20 protein-coding genes are annotated in these 24,951 nt (G+C 66.9%); 15 read left to right on the top strand and 5 right to left on the bottom strand.

Translation table 11 applies throughout. The features are described 5' to 3' along the window. Nucleotides 1-42 precede the first annotated feature (42 nt). A complete protein-coding gene (locus ACPEES_RS05780; protein ID WP_435101985.1) occupies nt 43-1,044 on the bottom strand; it encodes a glycosyl transferase in 1,002 nt (333 codons plus the stop codon). Nucleotides 1,045-1,205: 161 nt separating this feature from the next. Between ACPEES_RS05780 and ACPEES_RS05775 the strand changes: the two genes are divergently transcribed. The 4 genes from ACPEES_RS05775 to cysZ all read left to right on the top strand — a co-directional run bounded on the left by ACPEES_RS05775 (nt 1,206) and on the right by cysZ (nt 5,607). After that, the gene (locus ACPEES_RS05775) at nt 1,206-2,213 is read left to right on the top strand and encodes a glycosyltransferase family 2 protein (RefSeq protein WP_435101983.1); all 1,008 of its coding nucleotides are present in this window, start codon (nt 1,206-1,208) and stop codon (nt 2,211-2,213) included. Continuing rightward, the gene (locus tag ACPEES_RS05770; protein ID WP_435101980.1) at nt 2,210-3,046 is read left to right on the top strand and encodes a hypothetical protein; all 837 of its coding nucleotides are present in this window, start codon (nt 2,210-2,212) and stop codon (nt 3,044-3,046) included. The genes ACPEES_RS05775 and ACPEES_RS05770 overlap by 4 nt, the downstream gene beginning before the upstream one ends. Nucleotides 3,047-3,167: 121 nt before the next feature. Further along, nucleotides 3,168-4,745, top strand: coding sequence for a choice-of-anchor I family protein (locus ACPEES_RS05765; RefSeq protein ID WP_435101978.1), 1,578 nt, complete (start codon nt 3,168-3,170; stop codon nt 4,743-4,745). 73 nt (nt 4,746-4,818) lie between these two features. Next, entirely contained in the window at nt 4,819-5,607 is a 789-nt protein-coding gene (gene cysZ, locus ACPEES_RS05760; protein ID WP_435101976.1) for a sulfate transporter CysZ, read from the top strand. 257 nt (nt 5,608-5,864) lie between these two features. Here the strand turns inward: cysZ and ACPEES_RS05755 are convergent, their stop codons facing one another. From ACPEES_RS05755 to ACPEES_RS05745, 3 genes are all read right to left on the bottom strand, one after another. Further along, on the bottom strand, nt 5,865-7,025 hold the full coding sequence (locus ACPEES_RS05755) for a pyridoxal phosphate-dependent aminotransferase (RefSeq protein WP_435101974.1): 1,161 nt from the start codon (nt 7,023-7,025) through the stop codon (nt 5,865-5,867). 89 nt (nt 7,026-7,114) lie between these two features. Then, the gene (locus ACPEES_RS05750; RefSeq protein ID WP_435101972.1) at nt 7,115-7,339 is read right to left on the bottom strand and encodes a hypothetical protein; all 225 of its coding nucleotides are present in this window, start codon (nt 7,337-7,339) and stop codon (nt 7,115-7,117) included. Then, a complete protein-coding gene (locus ACPEES_RS05745) occupies nt 7,314-7,892 on the bottom strand; it encodes a hypothetical protein (protein ID WP_435101970.1) in 579 nt (192 codons plus the stop codon). The genes ACPEES_RS05750 and ACPEES_RS05745 overlap by 26 nt, the downstream gene beginning before the upstream one ends. A gap of 353 nt (nt 7,893-8,245) precedes the next feature. Here ACPEES_RS05745 and ACPEES_RS05740 point away from each other — a divergent pair, with 353 nt between their 5' ends. The 6 genes from ACPEES_RS05740 (at nt 8,246) to ACPEES_RS05715 (ending at nt 16,869) form a co-directional block, all read left to right on the top strand. Beyond that, on the top strand, nt 8,246-9,871 hold the full coding sequence (locus tag ACPEES_RS05740; RefSeq protein WP_435101968.1) for a BCCT family transporter: 1,626 nt from the start codon (nt 8,246-8,248) through the stop codon (nt 9,869-9,871). Then, a complete protein-coding gene (locus tag ACPEES_RS05735) occupies nt 9,868-10,794 on the top strand; it encodes a glycine betaine ABC transporter substrate-binding protein (RefSeq protein ID WP_435101966.1) in 927 nt (308 codons plus the stop codon). The genes ACPEES_RS05740 and ACPEES_RS05735 overlap by 4 nt, the downstream gene beginning before the upstream one ends. 354 nt (nt 10,795-11,148) lie before the next feature. After that, on the top strand, nt 11,149-12,054 hold the full coding sequence (gene gluQRS / locus ACPEES_RS05730) for a tRNA glutamyl-Q(34) synthetase GluQRS (protein WP_435101964.1): 906 nt from the start codon (nt 11,149-11,151) through the stop codon (nt 12,052-12,054). Nucleotides 12,055-12,400: 346 nt separating this feature from the next. Further along, the gene (locus tag ACPEES_RS05725) at nt 12,401-12,598 is read left to right on the top strand and encodes a hypothetical protein (protein ID WP_435101962.1); all 198 of its coding nucleotides are present in this window, start codon (nt 12,401-12,403) and stop codon (nt 12,596-12,598) included. Continuing rightward, nucleotides 12,588-15,569: an ATP-binding protein gene (locus ACPEES_RS05720; protein ID WP_435101960.1), complete on the top strand. Its 2,982-nt coding sequence runs from the start codon at nt 12,588-12,590 to the stop codon at nt 15,567-15,569. Before ACPEES_RS05725 ends, ACPEES_RS05720 begins: the two co-directional genes overlap by 11 nt. Beyond that, nucleotides 15,541-16,869 carry a sigma-54-dependent transcriptional regulator gene (locus tag ACPEES_RS05715; RefSeq protein WP_435101958.1) on the top strand — a complete coding sequence of 443 codons (1,329 nt, stop codon included), beginning with the start codon at nt 15,541-15,543 and terminating at the stop codon, nt 16,867-16,869. Before ACPEES_RS05720 ends, ACPEES_RS05715 begins: the two co-directional genes overlap by 29 nt. A gap of 39 nt (nt 16,870-16,908) precedes the next feature. Here the strand turns inward: ACPEES_RS05715 and ACPEES_RS05710 are convergent, their stop codons facing one another. Beyond that, nucleotides 16,909-17,928 (bottom strand): AraC family transcriptional regulator, encoded by a 1,020-nt coding sequence (locus ACPEES_RS05710; protein WP_435101956.1) that lies wholly within the window; start codon nt 17,926-17,928, stop codon nt 16,909-16,911. Between the two features lie 85 nt (nt 17,929-18,013). Here ACPEES_RS05710 and ACPEES_RS05705 point away from each other — a divergent pair, with 85 nt between their 5' ends. The 5 genes from ACPEES_RS05705 (at nt 18,014) to ACPEES_RS05685 (ending at nt 24,898) form a co-directional block, all read left to right on the top strand. Further along, nucleotides 18,014-19,195, top strand: a complete 1,182-nt coding sequence (locus ACPEES_RS05705) for an MFS transporter (RefSeq protein ID WP_435101954.1) — start codon at nt 18,014-18,016, stop codon at nt 19,193-19,195. A gap of 8 nt (nt 19,196-19,203) precedes the next feature. Then, nucleotides 19,204-20,217, top strand: coding sequence for an N-acyl homoserine lactonase family protein (locus ACPEES_RS05700; RefSeq protein WP_435101952.1), 1,014 nt, complete (start codon nt 19,204-19,206; stop codon nt 20,215-20,217). A gap of 335 nt (nt 20,218-20,552) precedes the next feature. Beyond that, the gene (gene acs / locus ACPEES_RS05695) at nt 20,553-22,490 is read left to right on the top strand and encodes an acetate--CoA ligase (protein WP_435101950.1); all 1,938 of its coding nucleotides are present in this window, start codon (nt 20,553-20,555) and stop codon (nt 22,488-22,490) included. Nucleotides 22,491-22,828: 338 nt separating this feature from the next. Beyond that, nucleotides 22,829-23,098, top strand: a complete 270-nt coding sequence (locus ACPEES_RS05690) for a DUF4212 domain-containing protein (RefSeq protein WP_435101948.1) — start codon at nt 22,829-22,831, stop codon at nt 23,096-23,098. Between the two features lie 15 nt (nt 23,099-23,113). After that, nucleotides 23,114-24,898: a sodium:solute symporter family protein gene (locus tag ACPEES_RS05685; protein WP_435101946.1), complete on the top strand. Its 1,785-nt coding sequence runs from the start codon at nt 23,114-23,116 to the stop codon at nt 24,896-24,898. The last annotated feature ends 53 nt before the right edge of the window (nt 24,899-24,951 follow it).

Here is a 24,951-nt window from a genome sequence, read left to right as displayed (position 1 = left end):
GAACAGACATTCATGGCACATCTGCTCCAGGCCACTGGATGCCTACGTCCCCGCCTCCGGCCAACCGGCACGGCAGCGCCATGCGATGGCGAACAACGGGGCATAAGCGAGTACGCAGACCATCGGCCCCCAGTGCGGCGATGCCACGGCGAGCAACGCCAGTGGCAGCAACCACGCCAGATTCACCAGTGCCACCGCAGCGCTCACGCGCCCGTGACTGCCCCAGCGCAGCGCCAGCTTCTGGTAGGCATGCAGCCTGTGCGGCCGGTACCAGCACTGCCCCGTGGCCACGCGCACCACCAGCGTCCACGTGGCGTCGGTGAAGAACACTGCGGAAAGAATGAACCAGCCATAGGCTGTCGTCGAGGCCTGCAGAACGGCCGAGGCCGTCCCCAGGCCGACAAGGTAACCGAGCAGCGTGCTGCCACCGTCGCCCAGGAACAGCCGCGCGGGCGGCCAGTTGAGCACGGCGAAACCGGCATAGGCGGCTGCGACCACCAACCATGGCGCGGCGCCGTGTCCATGCAATGCGGTGAGCATCGCCATACCGGCGAAGACTGTCACCGCCTGCACGGCGGCGATGGCATCGATACCGTCCATGAAATTGTGGGCATTGACGCTCCAGACCCAGCCGATCACTGCCAGAATCTGCCACGCCCAGGCCGGCCCCGGCAGGGCCACCGGCAAGACCATCGCCACGACGGCAACCGCGGCGAGCTGAGCCACGAAGCGCCAGCGCGCCGGCATCCGCCAGCGGTCATCGGCGACACCCACCGCCCAGACCACGCCCGCGGCGATGGCGGCGACGCCCGCATCCGGCCGCCAGCCCGGAACCGCCAGCAGCGCCGTTCCCACTGCCAGCGCGGCACCCACGGCCACGCCACCGGCGCGGGGGATGGGATGTCGATGCATGCCTCGGCTGGACGGCTCGTCCACGAACCCCAGGGGCGCTGCGGCCGCACTCAGCCAGCGCCCGCCGAGGTAGCTCAACGCCGCGGTGATCGCCACGACCGCCCCGGTCGCCGCCAACGCGATCATGTCCATCGCCCTGTCCTTGCCTGCATTGCCTCGCCACGCCCGTTGCCGTTGCTCTACACTACGTATTTTACGGATTCACGTCGGCGGCGCCGCAAAAACGCGATTGAGCGGCAATCGATGCGGGGCGCCGCCGCTCGGGCGGCAGGTGGTATGTGAACTCGGAGACGGTGTCACTCAGGGCAGAGACGCTGACTCGCAGCATCGAGGCCAGGGAACGGGCGCCACAGGCGCACCGTCGCCCGCCGGCAACGGTGATTGCCGCGGTTTCACCGGCCAAGGCGCAGGTGACCGACACCCGGCTGACGGCGGTGGTTGTGAACTACAATGCCGGCGACCTACTCACCGAATGCGTGCGCGCGCTATTGGCCTCGGCGCTGCGCGTCGACGTGGTCGTCGTCGATAACGCCTCGGACGACGACAGCCTCGCCACGCTCGAAACCGCGTGCGACGGCGATGACCGGCTCACCGTGATCCGGCGCGGGGACAACGGCGGTTTCGCGGTGGCGGTCAACGAAGGGTTGCGCGCGACGGATGCGCCGTGGGTGGCGGTTATCAACCCGGACTGCATCGTCCGCCCCGACACGCTCGCCACGCTGCTCGCCAACGCGGCGGACGAGCGCACCGGCATGGTCGGGGGGCTGCTACTCAACCCGGACGGCAGCGAGCAGCGCGGCTGCCGCCGGCAAATGCCCACGCCGGGCAACACGCTCGCCCGTGTGCTGGGCCTCCACCGCCTGCTCGGCCGGCGCTGGGATTTCAACCTCACCGGTAGCCCCCTGCCGGAGGAGCCCGTGGAGATCGGGGCGATCTCGGGCGCACTCATGGTCGCTCGGCGCGATGCCTGCGCCGAAGTCGGCCCACTCGATGAGGGCTACTTCCTCCACTGCGAGGATCTCGACTGGTGCCGGCGCTTCTGCGACAGCGGCTGGCGCATCCGCTTCGTGCCAGACGCCATCGCCGTGCATCATCAGGGCGCATGCAGCCGTCGCGCCCCACTGAAGGTGCTCTGGTACAAGCACCTGGGCATGGTTCGCTACTTCCGCAAGTTCCACGGCCGGGGCATCGCCGCGCTGGTGGTCAGCGGCGTCATCTGGGGCCGCTTCGGCGTCGCCGCCACCGCCCGCATTGCGGCGGTGGGTCTGCGCCGCGTCACCGCAGCGGCACAGCGGTCATGAGCGCGCGGGCGCTGCTGGTCACCGGCCTCAACAGTCAGCCCGGATGGTTCCTCAATGCAGCGCTGGCGGAGCATCCGGCCGCGGTGACGGCCATCGGCCGCCGGCGCCCCGCAGAGCTGCCGGCCAACATCGCCTGGCGCGGGGTGGACCTGGAGACCCCGCCGCGCGACCTGCCGGCGGCCCGCGTGCTGCTGCACATGGCCCCCATCTGGCTGCTGCCCCCATTGCTCGACGCGCTGGCGGATGCGCCGCCGGCGGCGCTCATCGCTGTCTCTTCGAGCAGCGCACGCACCAAGGCCCGGACGGCCGACTCCCATGAGCGTCGCCTGGCCGAGCGCCTCGCCCACGGTGAGCAGGCAGCTCAAGGCCGCGCCGAACATCACGGCATCACCTGCCGCATCCTGCGACCGACGCTGATTTACGGCCACCCCAGCCGGGGCATCATTCCACGGGTTCGCGGCATCGGCCGCCGGCTGCGCGTGTTTCCAGTGCCCATGGCGGCCACGGGGTTGCGCCAGCCACTCCACGCCGCCGACCTGGCGGCGGCGTTGTGGCAGCTCGTATCCGCGCCCGAGGATACCGGTGCGTCCCTGCAGGAGATAGGCGGCGGCGAGCGGCTCACCTTCGGCGCCATGATCCGACGCATACTCGCCGGGGCCGTTCCGCCCATCCGGCCTCTTCCCGTTCCCGCCCCGCTGCTGCGGGGCGTTCTCCGTGTCGCCCCGGGTGACGTGGGGCCCGGGATGCTCGACCGTCTCGCCCAGGACCAGGTCGCCGACGATCGGGTACTGTGGCAACGACTCGGGCTCACGCCACGACCGTTTCAGCCGTAACCCACTCAGCCGCATGCAGGGATGCACTTTCACCCGCCTGTCATGCACCCGTCACGAACGCGTCAAGAGCGCCACACAGGCTCTGGCGCGCCGCACATATCAACAACAATGGGGGAACTCCATGACACGCACGACACCCCTCGCCCTGAGCCTCGCCGCCAGCCTGGCACTGGTCGCCTGCGGCGGGGCCAGCGACGACAGCGAGCAGGACATCCGGCTGTCGCAGCTGGGCCGATTCGAGACCGGCATCTTCGATGAAGGCGCCGCGGAAATCGTCGCCCACGATCCCGGGACCCAGCGTCTGTTCGTGGTCAACGCCGATGCCGCCAGTGTCGACGTCCTCGACATCGCCGACCCGTCGGCGCCGACACGCGTGGGCACCATCGACGCTGGCACCATCGGCGCCTCCGCCAACAGCGTGGCCGTCGCCAATGGCATCGTCGCCGTCGCCATCGAGGCCGACGACGCACAGGCCGACGGCCAGGTGGCCTTCTTCAATGCCGGCGATCTCGGACTGATCACCACGGTCACCGTGGGCGCGCTGCCGGACATGGTCACGTTCACCCCGGACGGTCAGCATGTACTCGTCGCCAACGAAGGCGAGCCGAGCGACGACTATGCCACCGACCCGGAAGGCTCGGTGAGCCTCATTGATCTGAGCGCGGGCGTGAACGCCGCAACCGCCACGCACCTGGATTTTCACGATTTCAATGGCCGAGAGGCCGAGCTGCGCGCCGCCGGCGCGCGAGTTTTCGGCCCCGGCGCGAGCGTGGCCGAGGATCTGGAGCCGGAATACATCACCGTGTCCGAGAACGGCGACCGTGCCTGGGTATCGCTGCAGGAGAACAACGCCCTCGCCGAGATCGACCTCACCGAGCCGGCCATCACTGCGGTCCGCGGCCTCGGGGCCAAGGATCACAGCCTCCCGGGCAACGAGATCGACGGCAATGACGACGACGGCGTCAACATCATGCAGCGCCCGGTGTTCGGCCTGTACCAACCCGACGCCGTCGCGAGTTTCCGCATCGACGGCACCGACTACGTCATCACCGCCAACGAAGGCGATGCCCGCGAATACGACGCGTTCGATGAAGAGACCGAGGTCAGCGACGTGACCCTCGACCCGACGGCGTTCCCCAACGCCGCCGGCGTGCAGGCGGCCATCGGACCGCTGACGATCACCAGTACGCTCGGCGACGACGATGGCGACGGCGACTACGACGCCCTCTATGCCTTCGGCGCGCGCTCATTCTCCATCTGGTCGGACGATGGCCTGGTCGCCGACAGCGGCAGCGAGTTCGCCCGTATCACCGCGGCACGCTACGGCGAGTCGTTCAACAATGACAACGACGAGAACGACGGCGACAGCCGCAGCGACAACAAGGGCAGCGAGCCTGAAGCACTGGACGTGGGCGAGGTCAACGGCGCGACCTACGCCTTCATCGGTCTGGAGCGCATGGGCGGGATCATGGTCTACGAGGTGACCGACCCCGAGTCCCCGCGCTTCGTCGAGTACGTCAACAACCGCGACCTCGGCGGCGACCCGGAAGCCGGCACCGCCGGTGACCTGGGCCCCGAAGGCATCGTCTTCGTCCCGGCGGCGGCGAGCCCGGTGGACGCCCCGCTGCTGGCGGTGGGCAACGAAATCAGCGGCAGCACGACGCTCTATCGCATCGACACCGTCGAGCGTGAGGACTGATCGCCGGGCAACGTGGCGCATCCGAGGGTGCGCCACGTAGAATCCCCCCGCTCTGCTACTGAGGGAGGCGTTCATGATCGGCGATTTCCTGCGGGGCATCAGCTATGTGCCCCGCGGCTTCGGACTGCTCACCGAACCGGGCCTACGGCGTTTCGTCGTGCTGCCCATCGCCATTAACATCGTCGTCTTCGCCGGCCTTTTCTGGCTCGGGGCGGAATATTACCAGGCACTACTCGACTGGCTGCTGCCGAGGGCGTCGGAGATCGACATCGGCGGCTGGCTCGGCGACGCTCTCACGGTGGCGGTGGTGATACTGCGCTGGCTGCTGTGGCCGCTGTTCGTGCTCGCCGGCGCGGTGTTGATGTTCTACACGTTCACCGCCGTCGCCAACCTCGTCGGCTCGCCATTCAACGGCATGCTCTCCGCGCGCGTGGAGCATCGGGCCACCGGTCACATGCCGCCGGAGGTCGCCGCTGGCGGCCTGGTCGTGGAGACCGCCACGGCGGTCACCGACGAGCTGCGCAAGATCGGCCATTTCGCGCTGCTGGGCGCACCATTGCTCTTACTGTTCTTCATTCCGGTGATCAACGTCATCGCGCCACTGGCCTGGGCGGTCTACGGCGCCTGGATCATCGCGCTGGAATACAGCGACTACCCCCTTGGCAATCATGGCCTGCGTTTCGCCGACCAGCGCATTCTCATCCGCCGCCGGCGCCTGCTGCACCTGGGCCTCGGCGCGGGTTTGCTGGCCATGACCATTATTCCGGTGCTGAACCTGCTGGTCATGCCCACCGGGGTGATTGCCGCCACGCTGCTGCGCAGCGACCTGCGGGAGTACCGGTTGGAGGAGGCGGCGGTGTAGGACTTTTCGGGTTCTGGGGTTCTGGACTCGGTGTCCAGGGAAGGTCCGTGGAGACGCCGCGGCAAGTGCTTGGTCCGGTGGCGGGCGTTGCGGCGGGAGCGTATGCGGCCATGGACGGCCGCATCCGAGCGTCCAGGGAAGGATTCACAGCGTCTCCCGCCGCAACGCCCGCCACCGGACCTTACCCCGACGGTGGCCGCCGACTGGCGCGGGCACGGGCGCGGAAACAGACTCACAGCATCGTGTTCAACGTTCCCCTACCGCAGATACTGCGCGATACGCTCGACGCCGGTCTCCAGCCGCTCCAGGGACGTCGTATAGGCGAAGCGCAGATGGCGCTCGGGGGCACTCTGCTCGAAGTCCAGCCCGGGGGTCGCGGCCACCGCACACTCCTCCAGCAACGCCCGCGCGAGCGCCTCGCTATCGTCGGCGAGCGCACTCACATCCGCATAGAGGTAGAACGCGCCCGCCGGTTCTCCCGGGATGCGGAATCCGATCTCGCGCAGCGCCGGCAACAGGAAGTCACGGCGCTGGCGAAATGCCTCGCGCCTGTCCGCGAACACCTCCCGTGCTTGCGGTGTGAAGCAGGCGAGCGCGGCGTATTGTGCCGGCGTCGACGCGTTGATGTAGAGATTCTGAATGAGCTTCTCCGCCGCCCCCTCCAGGCCCGGCGGCACCACCAGCCAGCCGAGCCGCCAGCCGGTCATGCCGAAGTACTTGGAGAAGCTGTTCACGATCAGCGATTGCGGCGCGTGCACGCTCGCGCTCGCCGGCCGGTCGCCGTAGTAGAGACCGTGGTAAATCTCGTCCACCATCAGCGCCAGACCGTGCCGGTCCGCCAGCTCCGCCATTCCCGACAAGGCCCCGGCGCTGGCCACCGTACCGGTGGGATTGGACGGCGAACCCACGAGCATGCCCGCGGTGGACTCATCCATCGCGGCTTCGGCAGCCTCCGGAGTCAACTGGAAATCGTCCTCCGGCCCCACGGCAACCAACCGCGGCACGGCGTTGACCAGCTCCACGAAGTTGCGGTTGCACGGATACCCCGGGTCCGGCAGCAATACGGACTCCCCGGGCCCGGCGACGAGGGCCATGGCCAGGGTCAGGGCCCCGCTCGCGCCCGGGGTGACGAAGATGCGCTCCGGCGGCACGTGCGCGCCGTAATCGTCGGCGTAGTGCCGGGCAATGGCCTCACGCAGGGCCGGCAGTCCGGCCGCCGGCAGGTAGTGCGTCCGTCCCGCGGTCAGTGCCTGACGGCCCGCCTCGACCACGGGCTTGGCGGTAGGGAAATCGGGCTCGCCGATTTCCATGTGCACCACGTCACCACCGGCGGCCTCGAGCTCGTGGGCCCGGCGCAACAGCTCCATGACGTGAAAAGGACGGATCCGGTTCACCCGGTCGGCAAGTCGGAAAGGCATGGGTCGCTGGCTCACACTGCGCTGCGAATGCTGACAACGTCCCACCTTAGCGCGAACACGACGCCGAAGCAGCCGGTTCGCCGTCACGATCACTCATCGGCGCTCACGGAGCTCTCGGGAGCGGCATTCGGACGGTCCTTCTGGCTGTCGATCGCCCCCTGGATCCCCACCCAGACCACCTGGGCGAAGAGCAGCAGGCAGCCAATGATCACCGCCTTGCCGAGCAGCTCATCGAAACGACTGGGCGTGTTCGCCGACGGGTCGCTGGCGCGGGATCGCCGCGGACGCTCACCGCCGTTGTCCGATGGGGTCATATCGGCCGTAGTCCGCGCGTATCACTGCGAGCTCCATATCCCGGTATAGCAGTTCGGCACGCAAGTACGCTGCCCAGCGTCGGAGCCGTTCGAGATTGTAGTGCCACAGGTGACGACGGGCCGCTCGCGGGGTCGGCGCAGGGCGGCTGAGATCGAGCGGCAGCGTCACCATCCGCTGGGTGGCCCAACGCGCCCATGCCGCTTCGTAGGCTTCGCGAGCGGCGTCGCGCCGCCGGGCGAGAGCCGCATCCCACCCGGGCAATCGCCGTAACCCGTGGAGCGTCCAGCGGTTCTCGTCACCGCGCGCCATGTAGAGGGCGCGGTTGCGCTCCAGGGCATCGAGCGCCTGGCGGAGTGCCTCGAGCTCACGCTGATAGCGCGCCACCTCGCGCAGATACACCGGATGCTCCTGAGCGTACGGGGCCTCGCCCCACGGCATGGACTCATCGCTGCCCGCACAGCCCAGCAGGTGGACCGAACCGAAGGTGGACACGACGAGCAACAACACACGCGCTGTCACATACAACGCGTGCCGGGAATGGGTCATCGCCATGGGAACCTCGCACGGCCCCGCTGTAACGTCCGGCGTAAACGGTCATTACCCTGTGGACCCCGGTCGCACGGGGCAGTTCGCCATGCCGTGCACCGTCCTTGTCGCCGGTTCGCGCCACGTTTTCTATACTCCTGCAGACGTTCGCAGTGCAACGAAGACAAAGCCATGGCGTTCTGGTCCGGGGAAACGCATCGGTCCTCGGTGAGGCAGGGTCATGGAGTCCTCCGGCCCCTGCCCTTGCTGCCTTTCCGTCGTCCGGACTTCGTGTCCTCGCGATCGAAACCTGCGCCGAACACCCCGACGCCCATCGGGCCAACAATGAATACCATCACCGTCATGAGGGGGAGGGAGCCATGCAGCAGAACCTGATCATCAAGGGCAAGGACGGCTCCGAGTTCATAAATCTAAATCCCATCGTATTCTTCATCGGTGGCGGGCTCATTTTGCTGTTCGTCGTCGCAAGCTTCGTCTTCCTCGACGCCATGCAGGGTGCTTTCGGCGCGATCCAGGCGTGGATCGCCAACGTCACCGGCTGGCTGTACGTGCTGTCGATGAACATCTTCCTGTTCTTCGTGATCTTCCTGGCGTTCACGCGGTGGGGACGAATACGCCTCGGCGGCGACGACGCCACGCCGGAGTTTTCCATCGGCGCCTGGTTCGCCATGCTCTTCAGCGCCGGCATGGGCATCGGACTCCTGTTCTACGGCGTCGCCGAGCCCATGTATCACCTCGTGGCACCGCCGCACGGCGCCGAGCCCGGCAGCGCGCAGGCCGCCCAGGACGCCATGCGCACCACCTTCCTGCACTGGGGGCTGCACCCGTGGGCGGTATACACGCTGATGGGCCTGGCCCTGGCGTTCTTCGCCTATAACCGCGGCGCCCCTCTTTCCATCCGCGCCCTGTTCTACCCGGTTCTCGGCGAGAAGATCCACGGCTTCTGGGGCAACCTGATCGACATACTGGCCACCGTGGCGACGCTGTTCGGCGTGGCGACCTCCCTCGGCCTCGGGGTCAGCCAGGTCAATGCCGGGCTCAATCACCTGTTCGAGCTACCGCAGAACCCGGCCGTGCAAACCGTGCTCATCGCCATCATCACCGCCATGGCCACGGTCTCGGTGGTGCTCGGGGTCAGCGGCGGCATCAAGCGATTGTCGAACTTCAACATCATCGTCGCCGGGCTGCTGTTGCTGTTCGTGTTCATCGGCGGGCCGACGCTGTTCATGTTGAACGGCTTCGTGGAGAACGTGGGCAATTACCTGGACGACTTCTTCTTCCTCTCGTTCTGGAACGAAACCTATACCGGCGGCGACTGGCAGAACGGCTGGACGGTGTTCTACTGGGGCTGGTGGATCGCGTGGTCGCCCTTCGTGGGCATGTTCATCGCGCGCGTCTCGCGGGGCCGCACCATCCGGCAGTTCATCATCGCCGTGCTGCTGGTGCCCACCGTGGTAACGTTCCTGTGGCTGAGCGTCTTCGGTGACGGCGCGCTGCAGATCGAGGTCTTCGGTGCCGGTGGCATCGGCAAGGCGGTGCAGGAGAATCTGCCGCAATCGCTGTACTTCTTCCTCGAGCAGTTCCCCTTCTCGACCATTACCTCGTTGCTCGCCACCCTGGTGGTGATCACGTTCTTCGTGACCTCCTCGGACTCCGGATCTCTGGTGATCGATATCATCACCGCCGGCGGGGTCGAGGACCCACCGGTGGTGCAGCGCATTTTCTGGGCGGTCACCGAGGGCGTGGTGGCGGCGGCCCTGCTCTGGGGCGGCGGCCTGGTGGCACTGCAGACGGCGGCTATCACCACGGGCTTGCCTTTCTGCCTGCTGCTACTGTTCCTCTGCTACAGCCTGGTCAAGGGACTCCAGGGCTACGTCGCCCACGAGCACCTGGATCTGCGCCCGGCTGCGGAACGTTCCGCCCCGGCCACCGACAACCCCGGCGACAGCGATAACCCGAGCAGCGAGGGAGGGCCGCAGCAATGAGTGCGCCAATCACCGTCACCCGTCGCCTCCAACGGCTCACCATGGCGGTTGCAACCAGCCTGCTCGTGCTTGCCACGACCGGCACGAACGCGGCCGCCGAACCACTGCGCATCGCCTACGTGAGCTGGTCGTCCTCCACCGCGTCGGCCAACGTGGCCAAGGTGGTACTGCAGCAACACCTCGACCAGCCCGTAGAGCTCATCGCCATGACCGCCGACGACATGTGGCGCTCGGTCTCCGAGGGCAAGGCGGACGTCATGCTCTCCGCCTGGCTGCCGAGCACCCACGGCCACTACCTCGACCAGTTCGGGGAAACCATGGTGGACCTGGGGCCGAACATGGAAGGGGTGCGTACCGGGCTGGTGGTGCCGGACATCTCCACGCAGCGCCAGACCGCCGAGTCCGCCCAGGAAACCGAACCGTATATCAAGGCGGAGTCCATCGCGGATCTCAGCCAGTACGCCGACCGTTTCAAAGGGCAGATCATCGGCATCGATCCGGCTGCCGGCATCATGAAGCAGGCACGGGCGGCGATTCGCGAATACGGGCTGACCAACTACACGCTCGTCTCCGGCAGCGAGGAATCCATGACCGAAGCCCTGGCACAGGCCATCGCCCAGCACCGCTGGATCGTGGTCACCGGCTGGGAGCCCCACTGGAAGTTCGCCCGCTGGCGGCTGAAGTACCTCGATGACCCCAAGGGCGTGTTCAGCACCGGCGAGACCATTCACACCATGGTGCGTGAGGGCCTGGACAAGGACGTGCCCGCCGACGTCTACGCTTTCCTGGACAGCTTCCGCTGGACCCCCGAACAGATGGGGCAGCTGCTGATCTGGAGCCGCATGAAAGGGGCTTACCCCTTCGAAACGGCGCAGCGCTGGGTGGAAACGCACCCGGACATGGTCAACGGCTGGCTGCCGTAGCCCGAGCCCCATCCCGCGGCGGAGCGCCCGTGTGCTCCGCCGCAGCACGCCCCGCCTGCACGACGACCCGCCCGAGACCGCTTGGAAGTTTCGCCACCGGCGGTTTAGCGTACTAATCTGCTCGGAGCTATTGTCATGTGTCATGAACGCCACCGGGCCACTGTGGCACTCCCTTCGGGCCGGTCTGTGCGCCGATGGTCCCGCGTTGCTCGCCGCTTATGTAGCCCGGCCACACGGCGCGCCTCGCGCGTTGTCCCATCGGCGCACAGACCGGCTGACGCATGACAATACCTCTGAGACGATTCGTACAGGTTCGCGCTCGTCGATATCCCGGGGGAACGACACACGCTCGCCATGGCTCACACTGCGTCATCTCACTATATCGGCCGCTTCGCCCCCAGCCCGACGGGACCGCTCCATTTCGGCTCGCTGGTGGCGGCAGTGGGAAGCTGGCTCGATGCCCGCCACCACGGCGGCCGCTGGGCACTGCGCATCGAGGACGTGGACCGCACGCGTGCGGTTGCCGGGGCCGACTCGGCCATCCTGCGCAGCCTGGAGCACCACGGACTGAGCTGGGACGGCGATATCGTCTACCAGACACAGCGCGACGACGCCTACGCCACGACCCTGGAGACGCTGATCGAACGGGGGCTCGCCTTTCCCTGCAGCTGCACCCGTCGCGAGCTCAAGGCCACCGGCCACCCCGGCCCGGCGGGCATCGTCTATCCCGGCACCTGTCGCGACGGTTTGGCGCCGGGCAAGCGCGCACGCTCCTGGCGGCTGCGGTCGCCGGATACGCCGTGCACGTTCACGGACCGCCGACTCGGACCACAACAAGCGGACATCGCCACGGAGATCGGCGATTTCATCATCCGCCGCGGCGACGGCCTGTTCGCCTACCACCTGGCGATGGTCGTCGACGATGACGACATCGGGGTCACCGACATCGTCCGCGGCGCCGACCTGCTCATCGCCACGGCCCCGCAGATGGCCCTGCGCGATGCCCTCGGCCTACCCCGTCCTCGCCATCTGCACCTGCCGCTGGCCATGCACGACAATGGGCGCAAGCTCAGCAAACAGACCCGTGCCGAGCCCATTCGCGACGTCGACGCCGCCGACAACCTCACCCGGGCCTTGCGCTTTCTGGGCCACGCACCACCGAGCCACTTGCACGGTGCCCCTCCCGCCGAGCAGCTCGCCTGGGCAAGCGCACACTGGCAACCCGGCGCGCTGCCCGAGGGAGACCGGACGGCGGCCTGACGATCCGGAACGCATTGACCGCACTCCCGGACGTCATCGGTCCTCCGTCCCCTGGAAAGGCACAGGGGGCATCCTGCCGGTGGGCGTAGGCGCCGTTATGGACAGTGTTGCCCATCGCTCATCCAGACGTTGCTACGCGTCGCCCCTCGCGCCCCTGACCACCGGGGCGAGTGACTCGGGATATCGCAAGCCCATCGTGGCGGCATACCGCGAAGGCCTGTCGAAGCGAACAACCGCGTACACGGCCGCTGAGGCCTGACAATGCTTTCGAAAAGTCGGTAAGGGACTTCTGTTCCGGAGCACCAAATGTGCTACGTTCAGTAACAGTTGGAGGAGAGCACCGCCCATGCCATCGCACGTGGACTACGGACCGCACGCACCGAGTCTTATCGTCTTCCTGCTAACGCTGATGGTGTTCGCATCGCCGGCGAGCGACTGGTGGTCGTCGCTGGCACCGCCGTGGTACGTCCCCTTCGCGCTGTGGGCCCTGATCATCGCCGCCATCGCGGCGAGCGCGCGTCGCCTGGCACGCAATGAGATTTGATCTCGGCACGCTGTTCGTCAGCGCGATCGCCTATCTGCTGCTGCTCTTTCTCATCGCCTACGGCACCGAGCGCGGCCGCTGGACCCGGCGGCTGGCGGCACACCCGGCCGTGTACGTGCTGTCGCTGGGGGTCTACGCAACGACCTGGAGCTACTACGGTGCCGTGGGATTCGCCGACCGCCAGGGCATCGGTTTCGTGACCATCTATCTCGGCGTCGCCCTCGCCATGGCGCTGACGCCGCTGCTGTTGATGCCACTGCTGCGCCTGACGCGCCACTGGCAGCTCACCTCGCTGGCGGACATTTTCGCCTTTCGCTTCAACAGCCAGGCCGCCGGCGTCATCGTGACACTGCTGATGCTCACCGGCAGCCTCCCCTACCTGGCGCTGCAGATCCGGGCGGTGGCGGAATCCACACAGGTATTGAGCGGCGAGGCCTCCCCCGGCCCCATCGCCGTGGGTTTCTGCGTGCTGGTCAGCGTCTTCGCCATCATATTCGGCGCACGGCACGTCACCCCGCGCGAGAAGCACGTGGGACTGGTGGCCGCCATCGCCTTCGAGTCGCTGATCAAGCTGATCGCGCTGCTGCTGGTCGCCATGGTGGCCGTCTCCATGGCTTTCGACGGTATCGGTGGCATCCAGACCTGGCTCGATGCCCACCCCCGGGAACTGGAGCGATTCTACGCACCCATGCGCGGGGAGGCCTGGGGTGGGCTGCTGTTTCTCGCCTTCAGCGCCGCCTTCCTGTTGCCGCGTCAGTTTCACATGCTTTTCACCGAGAATTTGCGGCCGCGCGCTCTGCTGACCGCGAGCTGGGGCTTTCCGCTTTACCTGCTGCTGCTCTCACTGGCGGTACCGCCCATTCTCTGGGCCGGCAACAGTCTCGACCCCGGCACGGTGCCCGACTACTACGTGCTCGGCATGGCAATTCTCAGCGACTCGCCCGTGCTCGCCCTGGTGGCCTATCTCGGCGGCATCTCCGCGGCGAGCGCCATGATCATCGTCACCACGCTGGCGCTGTCGTCGATGTCGCTCAATCATCTTCTGCTGCCGCTGGTAGGGCCGACGCCGCAACACAACCTCTACGCGGCACTGCGCTGGGCACGGCGCACCCTGATCGTGGCCATCATCGCCGCGGGGTACCTGTTCTTTCTGCTGCTCGAGCGCAGCGAGGGCCTGGTCTCCTGGGGCCTCATCTCGTTTCTCGCCATGGCGCAGTTCGTCCCGGGCGTGGTCGGGGTGCTGTTGTGGTCCCGAGCGACGCGCTCGGGCTTCGTCGCCGGCCTCATGGCCGGCGGTGCCATCTGGGGGGCAGCGGTGCTGCTGCCGGCGCTGACCACCATCAGCCCGGTGGTCATCGTCGGTCTCGATGTCTCCCGCACCCAGGGTGCGGATTTCTTCGCCACCGTGGCTTTCTGGTCGGTGAGTATCAACGCGGCGATCTTCGCGCTCGTCTCCCTGGCCACCCGCCCCACCCCCAGAGAGGCAGAGGCGGCGGCAGCCTGTCGTGACGTGAGCACTGCCATCCCCGAGGGCGCGCTGCAACTCGACTCCCCGGCACAGTTCGTCGAGCAGCTCGCGCCGGTAACCGGCGGCGCGGCGGCGCGCGCGGAAGTGGCCAAGGCGCTGGCCGATCAGGGTATCGACTGGCAGGAGAGCCGCCCGGACCGTCTGCAACAGCTGCGCGAGCAGATCGAGCGTAACCTCTCCGGCATGATGGGGCCGATTCTTGCGCGCATGATCGTCGACGAGCGCCTGCGGGTGGATACCGATACCCGCACCGCGCTGGCGCAGAACGTCCGCCTCATCGAGGAACGCCTGGAGCGCTCACGCAGCCGCTTCCGCGGACTGGCCGCGGAGCTGGACGATTTGCGCCGCTACCACCGCCAGATCCTCGAGGACCTGCCCCTGGGCGTGGCCGCCGTCACGCCAGCCGCCCGCATCGTACGATGGAATCCGGCCATGCAGGCGCTCACCCGCCTGCCTTCAGGGCGGGTGATCGGGCGCCGGGTCGAGGAGCTGCCGGCCCCCTGGGGCCCCCTGCTGGCCGAGTTCCTGGACGCCGATGAGAACCATGCCTACAAGCGCCCATTGGAGCTGCCGGAGGAGACCCGATGGCTGTCCCTGCACCGTGCGTTCATCGGTGGCGGGCGCGGTGGCACCGGCGGTGACCGTCTGCTGCTGGTCGAGGACGTCACGGAGCTGCAACGCCTGGAGCGGGAGCTCACCCACAGCGAGCGGCTCGCCTCCATCGGCCGTCTCGCCGCTGGCGTCGCGCACGAGATCGGCAACCCGGTTACCGGCGTCGCCTGCCTGGCCCAGGAGCTGCGTGCCGGTGTGCCGAACGCCGAGCTGCCCGCCTATGCCGAGGACATCCTCGCGCAGACCCAGCGCATCAACACTATCGTGCAGACCCTGGTGAGCTATGCCCACGCCGGCCGCCGCGAGGAACAGGCGCCTGTGCCGGTGGATATCGCCGACGCTCTCGAGGAGGCACTGCGCGTGATCCGCCTGTCCAAGCGCGCCCGCGAGGTGAGCATTCACCAGCAGGCCTCCCCCGGGTTGCGCGTGCAAGGCGATCTTCAACGGCTCGTGCAAGTATTCGTCAACCTGCTCACGAACGCTGTCGACGCCTGCGGCGAGGACGGCGACATACACATCGCCTGCCAGGCGCGCCGCGGGCGGATCGAAGTACGGATAACGGACAACGGCCCGGGCATCCCGGCGGGCATTCGCGACAAGGTTCTCGAACCGTTCTTCACCACCAAGGCACCGGGCCAGGGCACCGGTCTCGGGCTGCCGCTGGTCTACAACATCCTGCGCGAGCATGGCGGCGAGCTGCGCCTGCGCGAACGACGCGGCCGCCGCCGGGGCACGGTGGCGCTGGTGGTCCTGCCCGCCCTGGACGCAACCGACGATCAACCAACGCATCACGGGGCGACGCATGCCGAGAGTGCTGATCATCGAGGATGAGAACGTGATCCGCAGTGCCGTGCGCCGACTGCTGAGCCGCCACGGCATGGAGGTCACCGAGGCGGCCTCGCTGGAGGAAGCCGAACGCATCACCGACCTGAGCCAGCAGGACGCCATACTGGCTGACCTGCGTCTGCCCGGGGCGCCGGGCACCGAGGCGGTCCGACGCGCGCCGGGAGTTCCGGTGATCATCATGACGAGCTACGCGAGCGTCCGCTCTGCCGTGGAAGCCATGCGCGAGGGGGCGGTGGACTATGTCGCGAAGCCTTTCGACCACGACGATCTGCTGCTCACCCTCGAGCGCGTGCTCAAGGAACGCCGCCTCACCCGCCAGAACGAAGCGCTGCGCGCCGACGTGGAGGCCACGTACCCGGTCACCGGCATCATCGGGGAATCGGTGGCCATGCAGAACGTCTTCAGCCGTATCCGCAAGGTCGCCCCCACGGACACGACCGTGCTGGTGCTCGGGGAGTCCGGAACCGGCAAGGAACTGGTCGCCCGCGCCGTTCACGAGCAAAGCGGGCGCCGCGAGGCCGCAATGGTGGCCGTGAACTGCGCGGCGATCCCGGAATCGCTCATCGAGGCCGAGCTCTTCGGCCACGAGAAGGGTGCCTTCACCGGCGCCGAGGGCCGCCGCCGGGGTCTTGTCGAATCCGCCGATGGGGGGACACTGTTCCTCGACGAGATCGGCGAGCTCCCCCTCGCCGCACAGGCACGTTTGCTGCGTGTTCTCCAGGAGGGCGAGATCCGGCGCGTGGGCGCCGACCGTGCCAGCCGTGTGGATGTGCGTCTGGTCGCCGCCACCCACAGGGACTTGAACGCCATGGTCTCCCGCGGCGAGTTCCGCGAGGATCTGTTCTTCCGCATCCAGGTGATGGAAATCCGACTACCGCCGCTGCGCGAGCGTGGCGAGGACCTGCCGGCACTGGCGCGGTTTCTACTGGAGAAGACCTGCCGGCGACTCAACCGCCCCCCCATGCGACTGGGCGATGACGCGCTCGCCGCCATTCGCGCCTACCACTGGCCGGGTAACGTGCGCGAGCTGGAAAACGCGATCGAACGCGCCGTCATCCTCGCGGAGACAACGGTCCTCAGCGCGGATCTTCTCGCCCTGCCCCAGACGGACGGTGATGGCGACGCGAACGCCATGGACCTGTCACTGGAGGAATACTTCCGCGAGTTCGTCCTCCGGCACCAGGACCAGCTGACGGAAACGGAAATCGCCAAGCGCCTCGGCATCAGCCGCAAGGCGCTGTGGGAACGGCGCCAGCGCCTGGGCATCCCGCGGCGGGCTTACTAACCGTTTCGAATGCCACGTGTCAGCGAGCCCGCCGGGCAATCATGACGACGGCGCGCCATCCGGGCCCGAAGTGGCGGCGGTGCGGACCGCACCGGGCGGGTGGCCCGTTACGCGCTTGAAGGCACGGCTGAAGGCGGCCTGCGAATTGTAGCCAAGACGATGGGCGACGGTCTCGATCGGCATTCGGTCGCGCCCGATCCACCGGGCCGCAAGACGCATGCGCAGCTCGGTGACGTAGCGGTGGGGCGTCAGCCCGGTCACCGCCACGAATCGCTCGGCGAACACGGAACGCGAGCTACCCATTTCCGCCGCCAGCTCGGCCACGGTCCAGCTCCGGCCCGGATCACGGTGAAGCGCCGTGATGACCCGCCCCAGGCGCGGGTCGCGTAGCGCCTCTATCCAGCCGGTCGCATCGCCGCAGCCACATTCCACCCAGCCGCGCACGATGAATGCGGAGACCACGTCGGCGAGCCGCGCCAGAATGCCCGCGAAGCCTGCCCGTTCCGTCCGCGCTTCCCGCTCCATTGCCTCGAGCATCGGCATGATCTCGGGATGCCGCTCCAGCAGTGTGCCGACATGCATCACCTCCGGCATCAGAGCGACCAGCGGATGCATGCTCCCGAGATCGAAATCAAGACAACCACTGAAGGCGAGCTTCGTCTCGGTCGGGCAACAGTCACTGGCGCAGGCGCGCACGGCGCTGACCGTCTCACATAGGGTGTCGGTCTCGAAGCTGGCGATGTCGCGACTCGCCTGGTCAGGCGAGGAGACGAGCTCGTGCGGGCCGCCACGCGGCAGCAGAACGGCATCGCCGGTATCGAGGGTATGCAATGCGCCGCCCGACACTCGAAGCAGCACCGGGCCACGGGCGACGAAATGAAACTGCGCCCATCCCGCCACCGCCCCGAAGCCGATACCGAAAGGTGGCGTCACCTGAATGCGGCGGTACTGAACACCGCTCAACCGCATCCCCAGCAGGAGCTCGCTCACCAGGTCCAGCTCACCCGGCGGTGCATTCGATCGTTCGCCCGGCGTTGCCCCGGAGGAATTATCAAACATTCAGGAGTTTCTAGCATGGTTCGTCCGAACGGTCCACCGTATTCTGCGGTACCGCAACGAGAACACTCCGGACAGGGAGACACCGATGAGCGAGTGGACACACAGCAACGAGCCAGCCTGGAGCGCGGTATTCTCCATGACCCTCGGCGTGTTCGGGCTTGTCACGGCGGAGTTTCTGCCTGCAAGCCTGCTGACGCCGATGGCAACAGACCTGGGCATAACCGAGGGTCTGACGGGCCAGGCCGTCACGACGACTGCGGCGGTCGCCCTGGTGACGAGCCTGTTGATCACGACGGTGACACGGCGCATCGACCGGCGGCTGGTGCTGCAGGGCTTCTCGGTCCTGTTGATCGCATCCAACCTGCTCGTCGCCTTCGCGCCCAACCTCACCGTGCTGCTGCTCGGGCGCATACTCCTGGGGGCCGGACTCGGCGGCTTCTGGACCATGTCCGCGGCGACGGTGATGCGCCTCGTGCCCGAAGCGCTGGTGCCTCGCGCGTTGTCGATGATCTTCAGCGGCGTGTCCGTCGCGACCATTGCCGCCGCACCACTGGGCAGCTTCTTCGGCGACATCGTCGGCTGGCGCAATGTCTTCCTGATCGCCGCCGCGCTCGGGGCCCTGGCGCTTGTGGTACAGCTGGCGACCCTGCCCCGGATGGCACCGAGCGGGCTCACGCGCCTGCGCACCCTCGCCGAGGTGCTAGCGCGCCCGCGTGTGGGTCTGGGCATGGTTTCCGCCGGGTTGATGTTCACCGGCCACTTCGCGTTCTTCACCTACATCCGCCCCTTCCTCGAGAACGTGACCGGCGTCGACGTCAGCGGCGTCTCCGGCATTCTGCTGGGCTTTGGCGTGGCGAACTTCCTGGGCACGTTTCTCGGCGGTTTTCTGCTCGAGCGGAGCATGCGACTGACGCTGATCGCAATGCCCCTGCTGATGGGAATGCTCGGCGTGACTCTGGCGGGCACGGGGGGCACACCGGCGGCGGATTCGGTGATGGTTGCGCTTTGGGGGCTGGCATTCGGAACCATTCCGGTGGCGTGGTCCACCTGGCTCACCCGCACGGTCCCCGACGAGGCCGAGAGCGCCGGCGGACTTCTGGTCGCGGCGATTCAGCTGGCCATTGCCACGGGCGCGGCCGGCGGCGGTGCGATCTTCGACGTGAGCGGCGCGACCGGCGTCTTCACGGCGAGCAGCGCCATTCTGCTAATCGCCGCCGCAATGACCGTGTTCGGCCTCCGGTCCCGCTCGGTCCCGGCCGTGGCGTAGCGACAGCAATGTCACCGCAGGCGGAAACACCAGAAACCCCCGGTTCACGACGTCAGAGCATAGGAGAAACGATGTTCGCCAGCATTTCCCTGAACGCCGCCCAACGGCAACCGTACAGTTCCGGCAGGCGACTGCTACACGCCACCCTACTGGCCGCGCTCGCCACCTTCACGGTGGCGTCTCCTTCGAACGCGGCGGACGCGGTCAATGGAGTCCGTCTCTACGCGCTCGACTGCGGCCGTATCGACTTCGAGAACATGGGCATGTTCTCGGACACTGGGGAATACGATGGCAGGCGTGGTGCAATGACAGTACCGTGCTTGCTTGTCCGCCACCCCGAAGGCGCGCTGCTGTGGGACGCAGGCATTGCCCACGACGTCGCTCACCGTGGTGGCGATGCTGGCGGCGACAACGTTCGGGTTAGCGTGCCGGAAACGCTGGCCACGCAGTTGAACGCACATGGCATTCAGTTGAGCGCATCGACGTCGCTGACCGAACAGCTCAACGAACTGGGCCTCTCAACGGCCGACATTCGCTATCTGGCGTTCTCCCACCTGCATTTCGATCACACCGGCAACGCCAACCGGTTCCAGCACGCCACCTGGATCATCAACAGGGACGAGCTGGCATGGGCGACCAAAACCCCCACGCCCTTCGGCGTCGATCCCCGGTCGTTCAGCGCCCATGAAAGCGTCGACAAGCGCATGATCGATGGTGCCCGTGACGTCTTCGGCGACGGCACCGTGCGGATCCTCGACGCACCGGGACATACCCCCGGTATGCAGGTCCTGAGACTGGAGCTGGCCGATGCCGGCGTCGTGATCCTCTCCGGTGATCTCTATCACCTGCGCCCCAGCCGCGAGCACCGGCGCGTGCCGAATGGCAACCACGATCGCGCCGCGACACTGGCCTCCATGGACCGCGTCGAAACGATCGTGGACAACACGAACGCGCGCCTCGTGATTCAGCACGACCCGGACAGCGTCGATGCGCTGCCGGAGTTTCCGGGGTACCTGCACTGAGCCCCCTCCAGGCGTCACACCAGAGCCGCCGGCTGCTCGGCGCCCTGCCCATGGCGGGCGCCCGCTATTCTCGCCACGAGCCCATCCCTCGGCGCCCGCCCGACTTTGCGTTACGCTCTGTGACAAAACGTTACCTGTCGTAACACGCCCGGGACGCCCGATCGTCGTAGGCTGGGCGTAACGCTTCGGAATGGAACTTGCAAACGAACTTGAAAAACCCGGCGCCAAGCCTGATGGTCATCAAAAGAGCATGCCCCGGGCGACCGGGCCGTATCGACTGCCAGGAGCGGGCGAAGAAACACCGATATCCGTTCACGCAAGGGAGGAGAATCAGGATGTCCGAATCCAAGGTCTACCCCGTACCCACCGAGGTCGCCGAACACGCGCTCGTCAACCGCGAACAGTACGAGCAGATGTACCGGCGCTCGCTGGACGAACCGGACGCGTTCTGGGCCGAGCAGGCCGAGCAGTTCCTCACCTGGTTCGAGAAGTGGGACAAGGTAACCAACAGCGATCTCATCAAGGGCGACATCCGCTGGTTCGAGGGCGGTAAGCTCAACGTCGCCTATAACTGCCTCGATCGCCACCTCGACCGGCGCGGCGACCAGGTGGCCATCATCTGGGAGGGCGACGAACCCGATCAGTCGCGCGAGATCACCTATCGCGAGCTGCACGCCGACGTCTCGAAGTTCGCCAATGCGCTCAAGGAGCGCGGAGTCGCCAAGGGTGACCGGGTATGCATCTACATGCCCATGATTCCCGAGGCGGTGGTGGCCATGCTCGCCTGCGCGCGCATCGGCGCGATTCACTCGGTGGTCTTCGGCGGCTTCTCGCCCACGGCGTTGCGCGACCGGATTCTCGACTCCGACTGCCGCGTGGTCGTGACCGCCGACGAAGGCGTGCGTGGCGGCAAGAAGGTTCCGCTGAAGGAGAACGTGGAGAAGGCAATCGCCGAATGCCCGAACGTGTCCACGGTGTTCACGGTCAAGCGCACCGGCGCGGACGTCACCTGGTACGCCGGTCGCGACGTCTGGTACCACGAGGCCCTTAACGGCATCTCCGACGACTGCCCCGCCGAGCCGATGGATGCGGAGGACCCGCTGTTCATCCTCTACACCTCCGGCTCGACAGGCAAGCCCAAGGGCGTTCTGCACACCACCGGCGGCTACCTGCTGCAGGCGGCCATGACCCACAAGTACGTCTTCGACTACCACGAGGGCGACATCTACTGGTGCACCGCCGACGTGGGCTGGGTGACCGGCCACAGCTACATCGTCTACGGGCCACTCGCCAATGGCGCCACCACACTGGTGTTCGAGGGCGTACCCACCTACCCGGACGCCTCGCGCCACTGGCAGGTGGTGGACAAGCACAACGTCAACATCTTCTACACCGCCCCTACCGCCATCCGCGCGCTCATGGGCCAGGGTGACGAGTTCGTGACGAAGACCTCGCGCAAGAGCCTGCGCATCCTCGGCACGGTGGGCGAGCCCATCAACCCGGAAGCCTGGGAGTGGTACTACCACACCGTGGGCGAAGACCGCTGCCGCATCGTGGACACCTGGTGGCAGACCGAGACCGGCGCGATCATGATCTCGCCGCTGCCCGGCGTCACCGACCTCAAACCGGGCTCGGCGACGCTGCCGTTCTTCGGTGTGGAGCCGCAGCTCGTCGACAACGACGGCAATGTCCTCGAGGGCGCCACGGACGGTAACCTGTGCATGGCGCGGTCGTGGCCGAGCATGATGCGTACGGTCTACGGCGACCACCAGCGCTTCATGAACACCTATCTCACCCACTACACCGGCAAGTACTTCACCGGTGACGGCGCCCGCCGGGACGAAGACGGCTACTACTGGATCACCGGCCGGGTGGACGACGTCCTCAACGTCTCCGGCCATCGCATGGGCACCGCCGAGGTGGAGAGCGCACTGGTGCTCCACGACAAGGTGGCCGAGGCCGCCGTGGTTGGCTTCCCCCACGACGTGAAAGGCCAGGGCATCTATTGCTATGTCACCCTGGTCTCCGGCAACGAGCCCTCCGAGGAGCTCAAGAAGGAGCTCGTACAACTGGTACGCAAGGAAATCGGCGCCATCGCCTCGCCGGACGTGATCCAGTGGGCCCCGGGTCTGCCGAAGACGCGTTCCGGCAAGATCATGCGCCGTATCCTGCGCAAGGTCGCCAGCAACGAGACCGACAGCCTGGGCGACACCAGCACGCTCGCTGACCCCAGCGTCGTCGAAGAGCTCATCGCCAACCGCGCCAACCGCTAACGCGGCGCTACGCGTGCCGGGCGCCCCGCCCGGCACGCAACCGCCTACCGTTACCCGCCTTTGCGTTACCTGTTACCTCGGCTGCTACCTCCGGTAACACCGAGACCGTCTCTGCAGCGACGCGCAGAGAAATCGTAGAAGGCACGCAAGCCGCACGAGGGCCGTGTGCACGGCCGTACGGTAATGTGCGCCACGGCGTCAACGCTTTGCACGATTTCTGCATGACTCCCGCCACGGGCGGCGAGCCACACGGCACTGCCGGCCCGGAATGACTTCAGCGGCCCTGTTCCAACGGGGTCGGGCAATAACGCTGAAGCGAATCATTGAGGAGGAGTGCAATGTCCGATCAGTCCAACAAGGACGCGGCGGCCGCGTACTGGCGCGAGCATCTGCGCATTCTGCTGACGATGCTCGTGATCTGGTTCGTGGTCCCCTACGTCTTCGGGATCATCCTTGCCCCGGTGCTCAACAATATCGTGATCGCCGGCTACCCGCTCGGCTTCTGGGTCGCCCAGCAGGGGTCCATCTACCTCTTCGTGGCGCTGATCTTCGTCTACGTGGTCCGCATGAACGCGCTCGACCGCAAATACGACGTTCACGAAGAGTAACCGGGGGAACCACGCATGGATCTCACTACGCTGACCTATATCGTCGTCGGTTTCACCTTCGCGCTGTACATCGGTATCGCCATCTGGGCACGCGCAGGTACCACCGGCGAATACTACGTGGCGGGCAAGGGCGTGAACCCGGTCGCCAACGGCATGGCCACCGCGGCGGACTGGATGTCCGCGGCCTCGTTCATTTCCATGGCGGGATTGATCGCCTTCATGGGCTACGACGCCTCCGTCTACCTTCTCGGCTGGACCGGCGGCTACGTGCTGCTCGCCATGCTGCTCGCACCCTATCTGCGCAAGTTCGGCAAGTTCACGGTGCCGGAGTTCATCGGCGACCGGTTCTACTCCAAGACCGCGCGCGTCATCGCGGTGGTGTGCCTGATCGTGGCATCGCTGACCTACGTCATAGGCCAGATGAAAGGCATCGGCGTGGCCTTTTCCCGCTTCCTGGAGACGGACTACACCACGGGCCTTTTCATCGGCATGGCCATCGTCTTCTTCTACGCCGTGCTCGGCGGCATGAAAGGCATCACCTACACCCAGATCGCACAGTACGTGGTGCTCATCTTCGCCTACACCGTGCCGGCGATCTTCATCTCGCTGCAGCTCACCGGTAACCCGCTGCCCCAGCTCGGTCTCGGCAGCACCCTGGAGGCCGGCGGTGGTGGATACCTGCTGCAGACCCTCGACCGAATACTCGTGGACCTGGGCTTCACCCAGTACACGACCATGGAGGAAGGCAACGGCTTCAACATGATGATGCTCACGATGTCGCTGATGATCGGCACCGCCGGTCTGCCCCACGTCATCGTGCGCTTCTTCACGGTCCCGCGCGTGCGTGACGCCCGCAAGTCCGCCGGCTGGGCGCTGGTATTCATCGCCATCCTCTACACCACCGCACCGGCAGTGGGCGCGATGTCCTACTTCAACCTCATCAACACCGTGAAGCCCGGTGAAGTGGGGGCCGAGGCAAGCAACCTGCTCTACGAGGAGCGCCCGGACTGGTTCAAGAACTGGGAGCAGACCGGACTGCTCGCCTGGGAGGACAAGAACGGCGACGGGCGCATCCAGTACTACAACGACGGCAACGAGCAGTTCGCCCAGACCGCGACCGAGCAATACGGCTGGCAGGGCAACGAGCTCACCGTCGACCGGGACATCATGGTGATGGCCAATCCGGAGATCGCCAACCTGCCCAACTGGGTCATAGCCCTGGTCGTCGCGGGCGGTCTCGCTGCCGCGCTGTCGACGGCGGCGGGTCTGCTGATGGCGATTTCATCAGCGGTCTCCCACGACCTGATCAAGGGCATATTCAATCCGGGGATCAGCGAGAAGGGCGAGCTCCTAAGTGCCCGCCTGGCAATGGCCGGCGCGGTGCTGTTCGCCGGATACCTGGGCCTGAACCCGCCAGGCTTCGCCGCCCAGGTGGTGGCACTGGCCTTCGGTCTCGCCGCCTCGTCGCTGTTCCCGGTGCTGATGCTCGGCATCTTCAACAAGCGCATGAACAGCGCCGGCGCCATGACCGGCATGCTGGTCGGCCTCACCAGTACCCTGGTCTACATCTTCACCTACAAGGGCTGGCTGTTCATCCCGGGCACCAACATGCTCCCGAACACCGCGGAGTACTGGTTCCTGGGCATTCAACCGGAGTCCTTCGGTGCGCTCGGCGCGCTGCTGAACGTGACCGCGGCCTACCTGGTCTCCAAGGTGACGGCTCCGCCGCCGGAACACATCCAGCACCTCGTCGAGGATGTCCGCGTGCCGCGGAGCGCCAAGGAGGCACCCGCGCACTAGCCCGCGCTCGCCGATGCGAGCCGTCGGAGGGCCCCCGCGGGGGCCCTCTTTTC

The sequence above is a fragment of the Arhodomonas sp. AD133 genome (assembly GCF_051195215.1).
Lineage (GTDB): Bacteria > Pseudomonadota > Gammaproteobacteria > Nitrococcales > Nitrococcaceae > Arhodomonas.
This window is presented reverse-complemented; position numbering and strand designations above follow the sequence as displayed.

Excerpts from the sequence above, each read along its gene's own strand:
- ACPEES_RS05780 (WP_435101985.1), bottom strand. The coding sequence starts at position 1,044 with ATGGACATGATCGCGTTGGCGGCGACCGGGGCGGTCGTGGCGATCACC.
- ACPEES_RS05770 (WP_435101980.1), top strand. The coding sequence starts at position 2,210 with ATGAGCGCGCGGGCGCTGCTGGTCACCGGCCTCAACAGTCAGCCCGGA.
- ACPEES_RS05765 (WP_435101978.1), top strand. The coding sequence starts at position 3,168 with ATGACACGCACGACACCCCTCGCCCTGAGCCTCGCCGCCAGCCTGGCA.
- cysZ (WP_435101976.1), top strand. The coding sequence starts at position 4,819 with ATGATCGGCGATTTCCTGCGGGGCATCAGCTATGTGCCCCGCGGCTTC.
- ACPEES_RS05755 (WP_435101974.1), bottom strand. The coding sequence starts at position 7,025 with ATGCCTTTCCGACTTGCCGACCGGGTGAACCGGATCCGTCCTTTTCAC.
- ACPEES_RS05750 (WP_435101972.1), bottom strand. The coding sequence starts at position 7,339 with ATGACCCCATCGGACAACGGCGGTGAGCGTCCGCGGCGATCCCGCGCC.
- ACPEES_RS05745 (WP_435101970.1), bottom strand. The coding sequence starts at position 7,892 with ATGGCGATGACCCATTCCCGGCACGCGTTGTATGTGACAGCGCGTGTG.
- ACPEES_RS05740 (WP_435101968.1), top strand. The coding sequence starts at position 8,246 with ATGCAGCAGAACCTGATCATCAAGGGCAAGGACGGCTCCGAGTTCATA.
- ACPEES_RS05735 (WP_435101966.1), top strand. The coding sequence starts at position 9,868 with ATGAGTGCGCCAATCACCGTCACCCGTCGCCTCCAACGGCTCACCATG.
- gluQRS (WP_435101964.1), top strand. The coding sequence starts at position 11,149 with ATGGCTCACACTGCGTCATCTCACTATATCGGCCGCTTCGCCCCCAGC.
- ACPEES_RS05725 (WP_435101962.1), top strand. The coding sequence starts at position 12,401 with ATGCCATCGCACGTGGACTACGGACCGCACGCACCGAGTCTTATCGTC.
- ACPEES_RS05720 (WP_435101960.1), top strand. The coding sequence starts at position 12,588 with ATGAGATTTGATCTCGGCACGCTGTTCGTCAGCGCGATCGCCTATCTG.
- ACPEES_RS05715 (WP_435101958.1), top strand. The coding sequence starts at position 15,541 with ATGCCGAGAGTGCTGATCATCGAGGATGAGAACGTGATCCGCAGTGCC.
- ACPEES_RS05710 (WP_435101956.1), bottom strand. The coding sequence starts at position 17,928 with ATGTTTGATAATTCCTCCGGGGCAACGCCGGGCGAACGATCGAATGCA.
- ACPEES_RS05705 (WP_435101954.1), top strand. The coding sequence starts at position 18,014 with ATGAGCGAGTGGACACACAGCAACGAGCCAGCCTGGAGCGCGGTATTC.
- ACPEES_RS05700 (WP_435101952.1), top strand. The coding sequence starts at position 19,204 with ATGTCACCGCAGGCGGAAACACCAGAAACCCCCGGTTCACGACGTCAG.
- acs (WP_435101950.1), top strand. The coding sequence starts at position 20,553 with ATGTCCGAATCCAAGGTCTACCCCGTACCCACCGAGGTCGCCGAACAC.
- ACPEES_RS05690 (WP_435101948.1), top strand. The coding sequence starts at position 22,829 with ATGTCCGATCAGTCCAACAAGGACGCGGCGGCCGCGTACTGGCGCGAG.
- ACPEES_RS05685 (WP_435101946.1), top strand. The coding sequence starts at position 23,114 with ATGGATCTCACTACGCTGACCTATATCGTCGTCGGTTTCACCTTCGCG.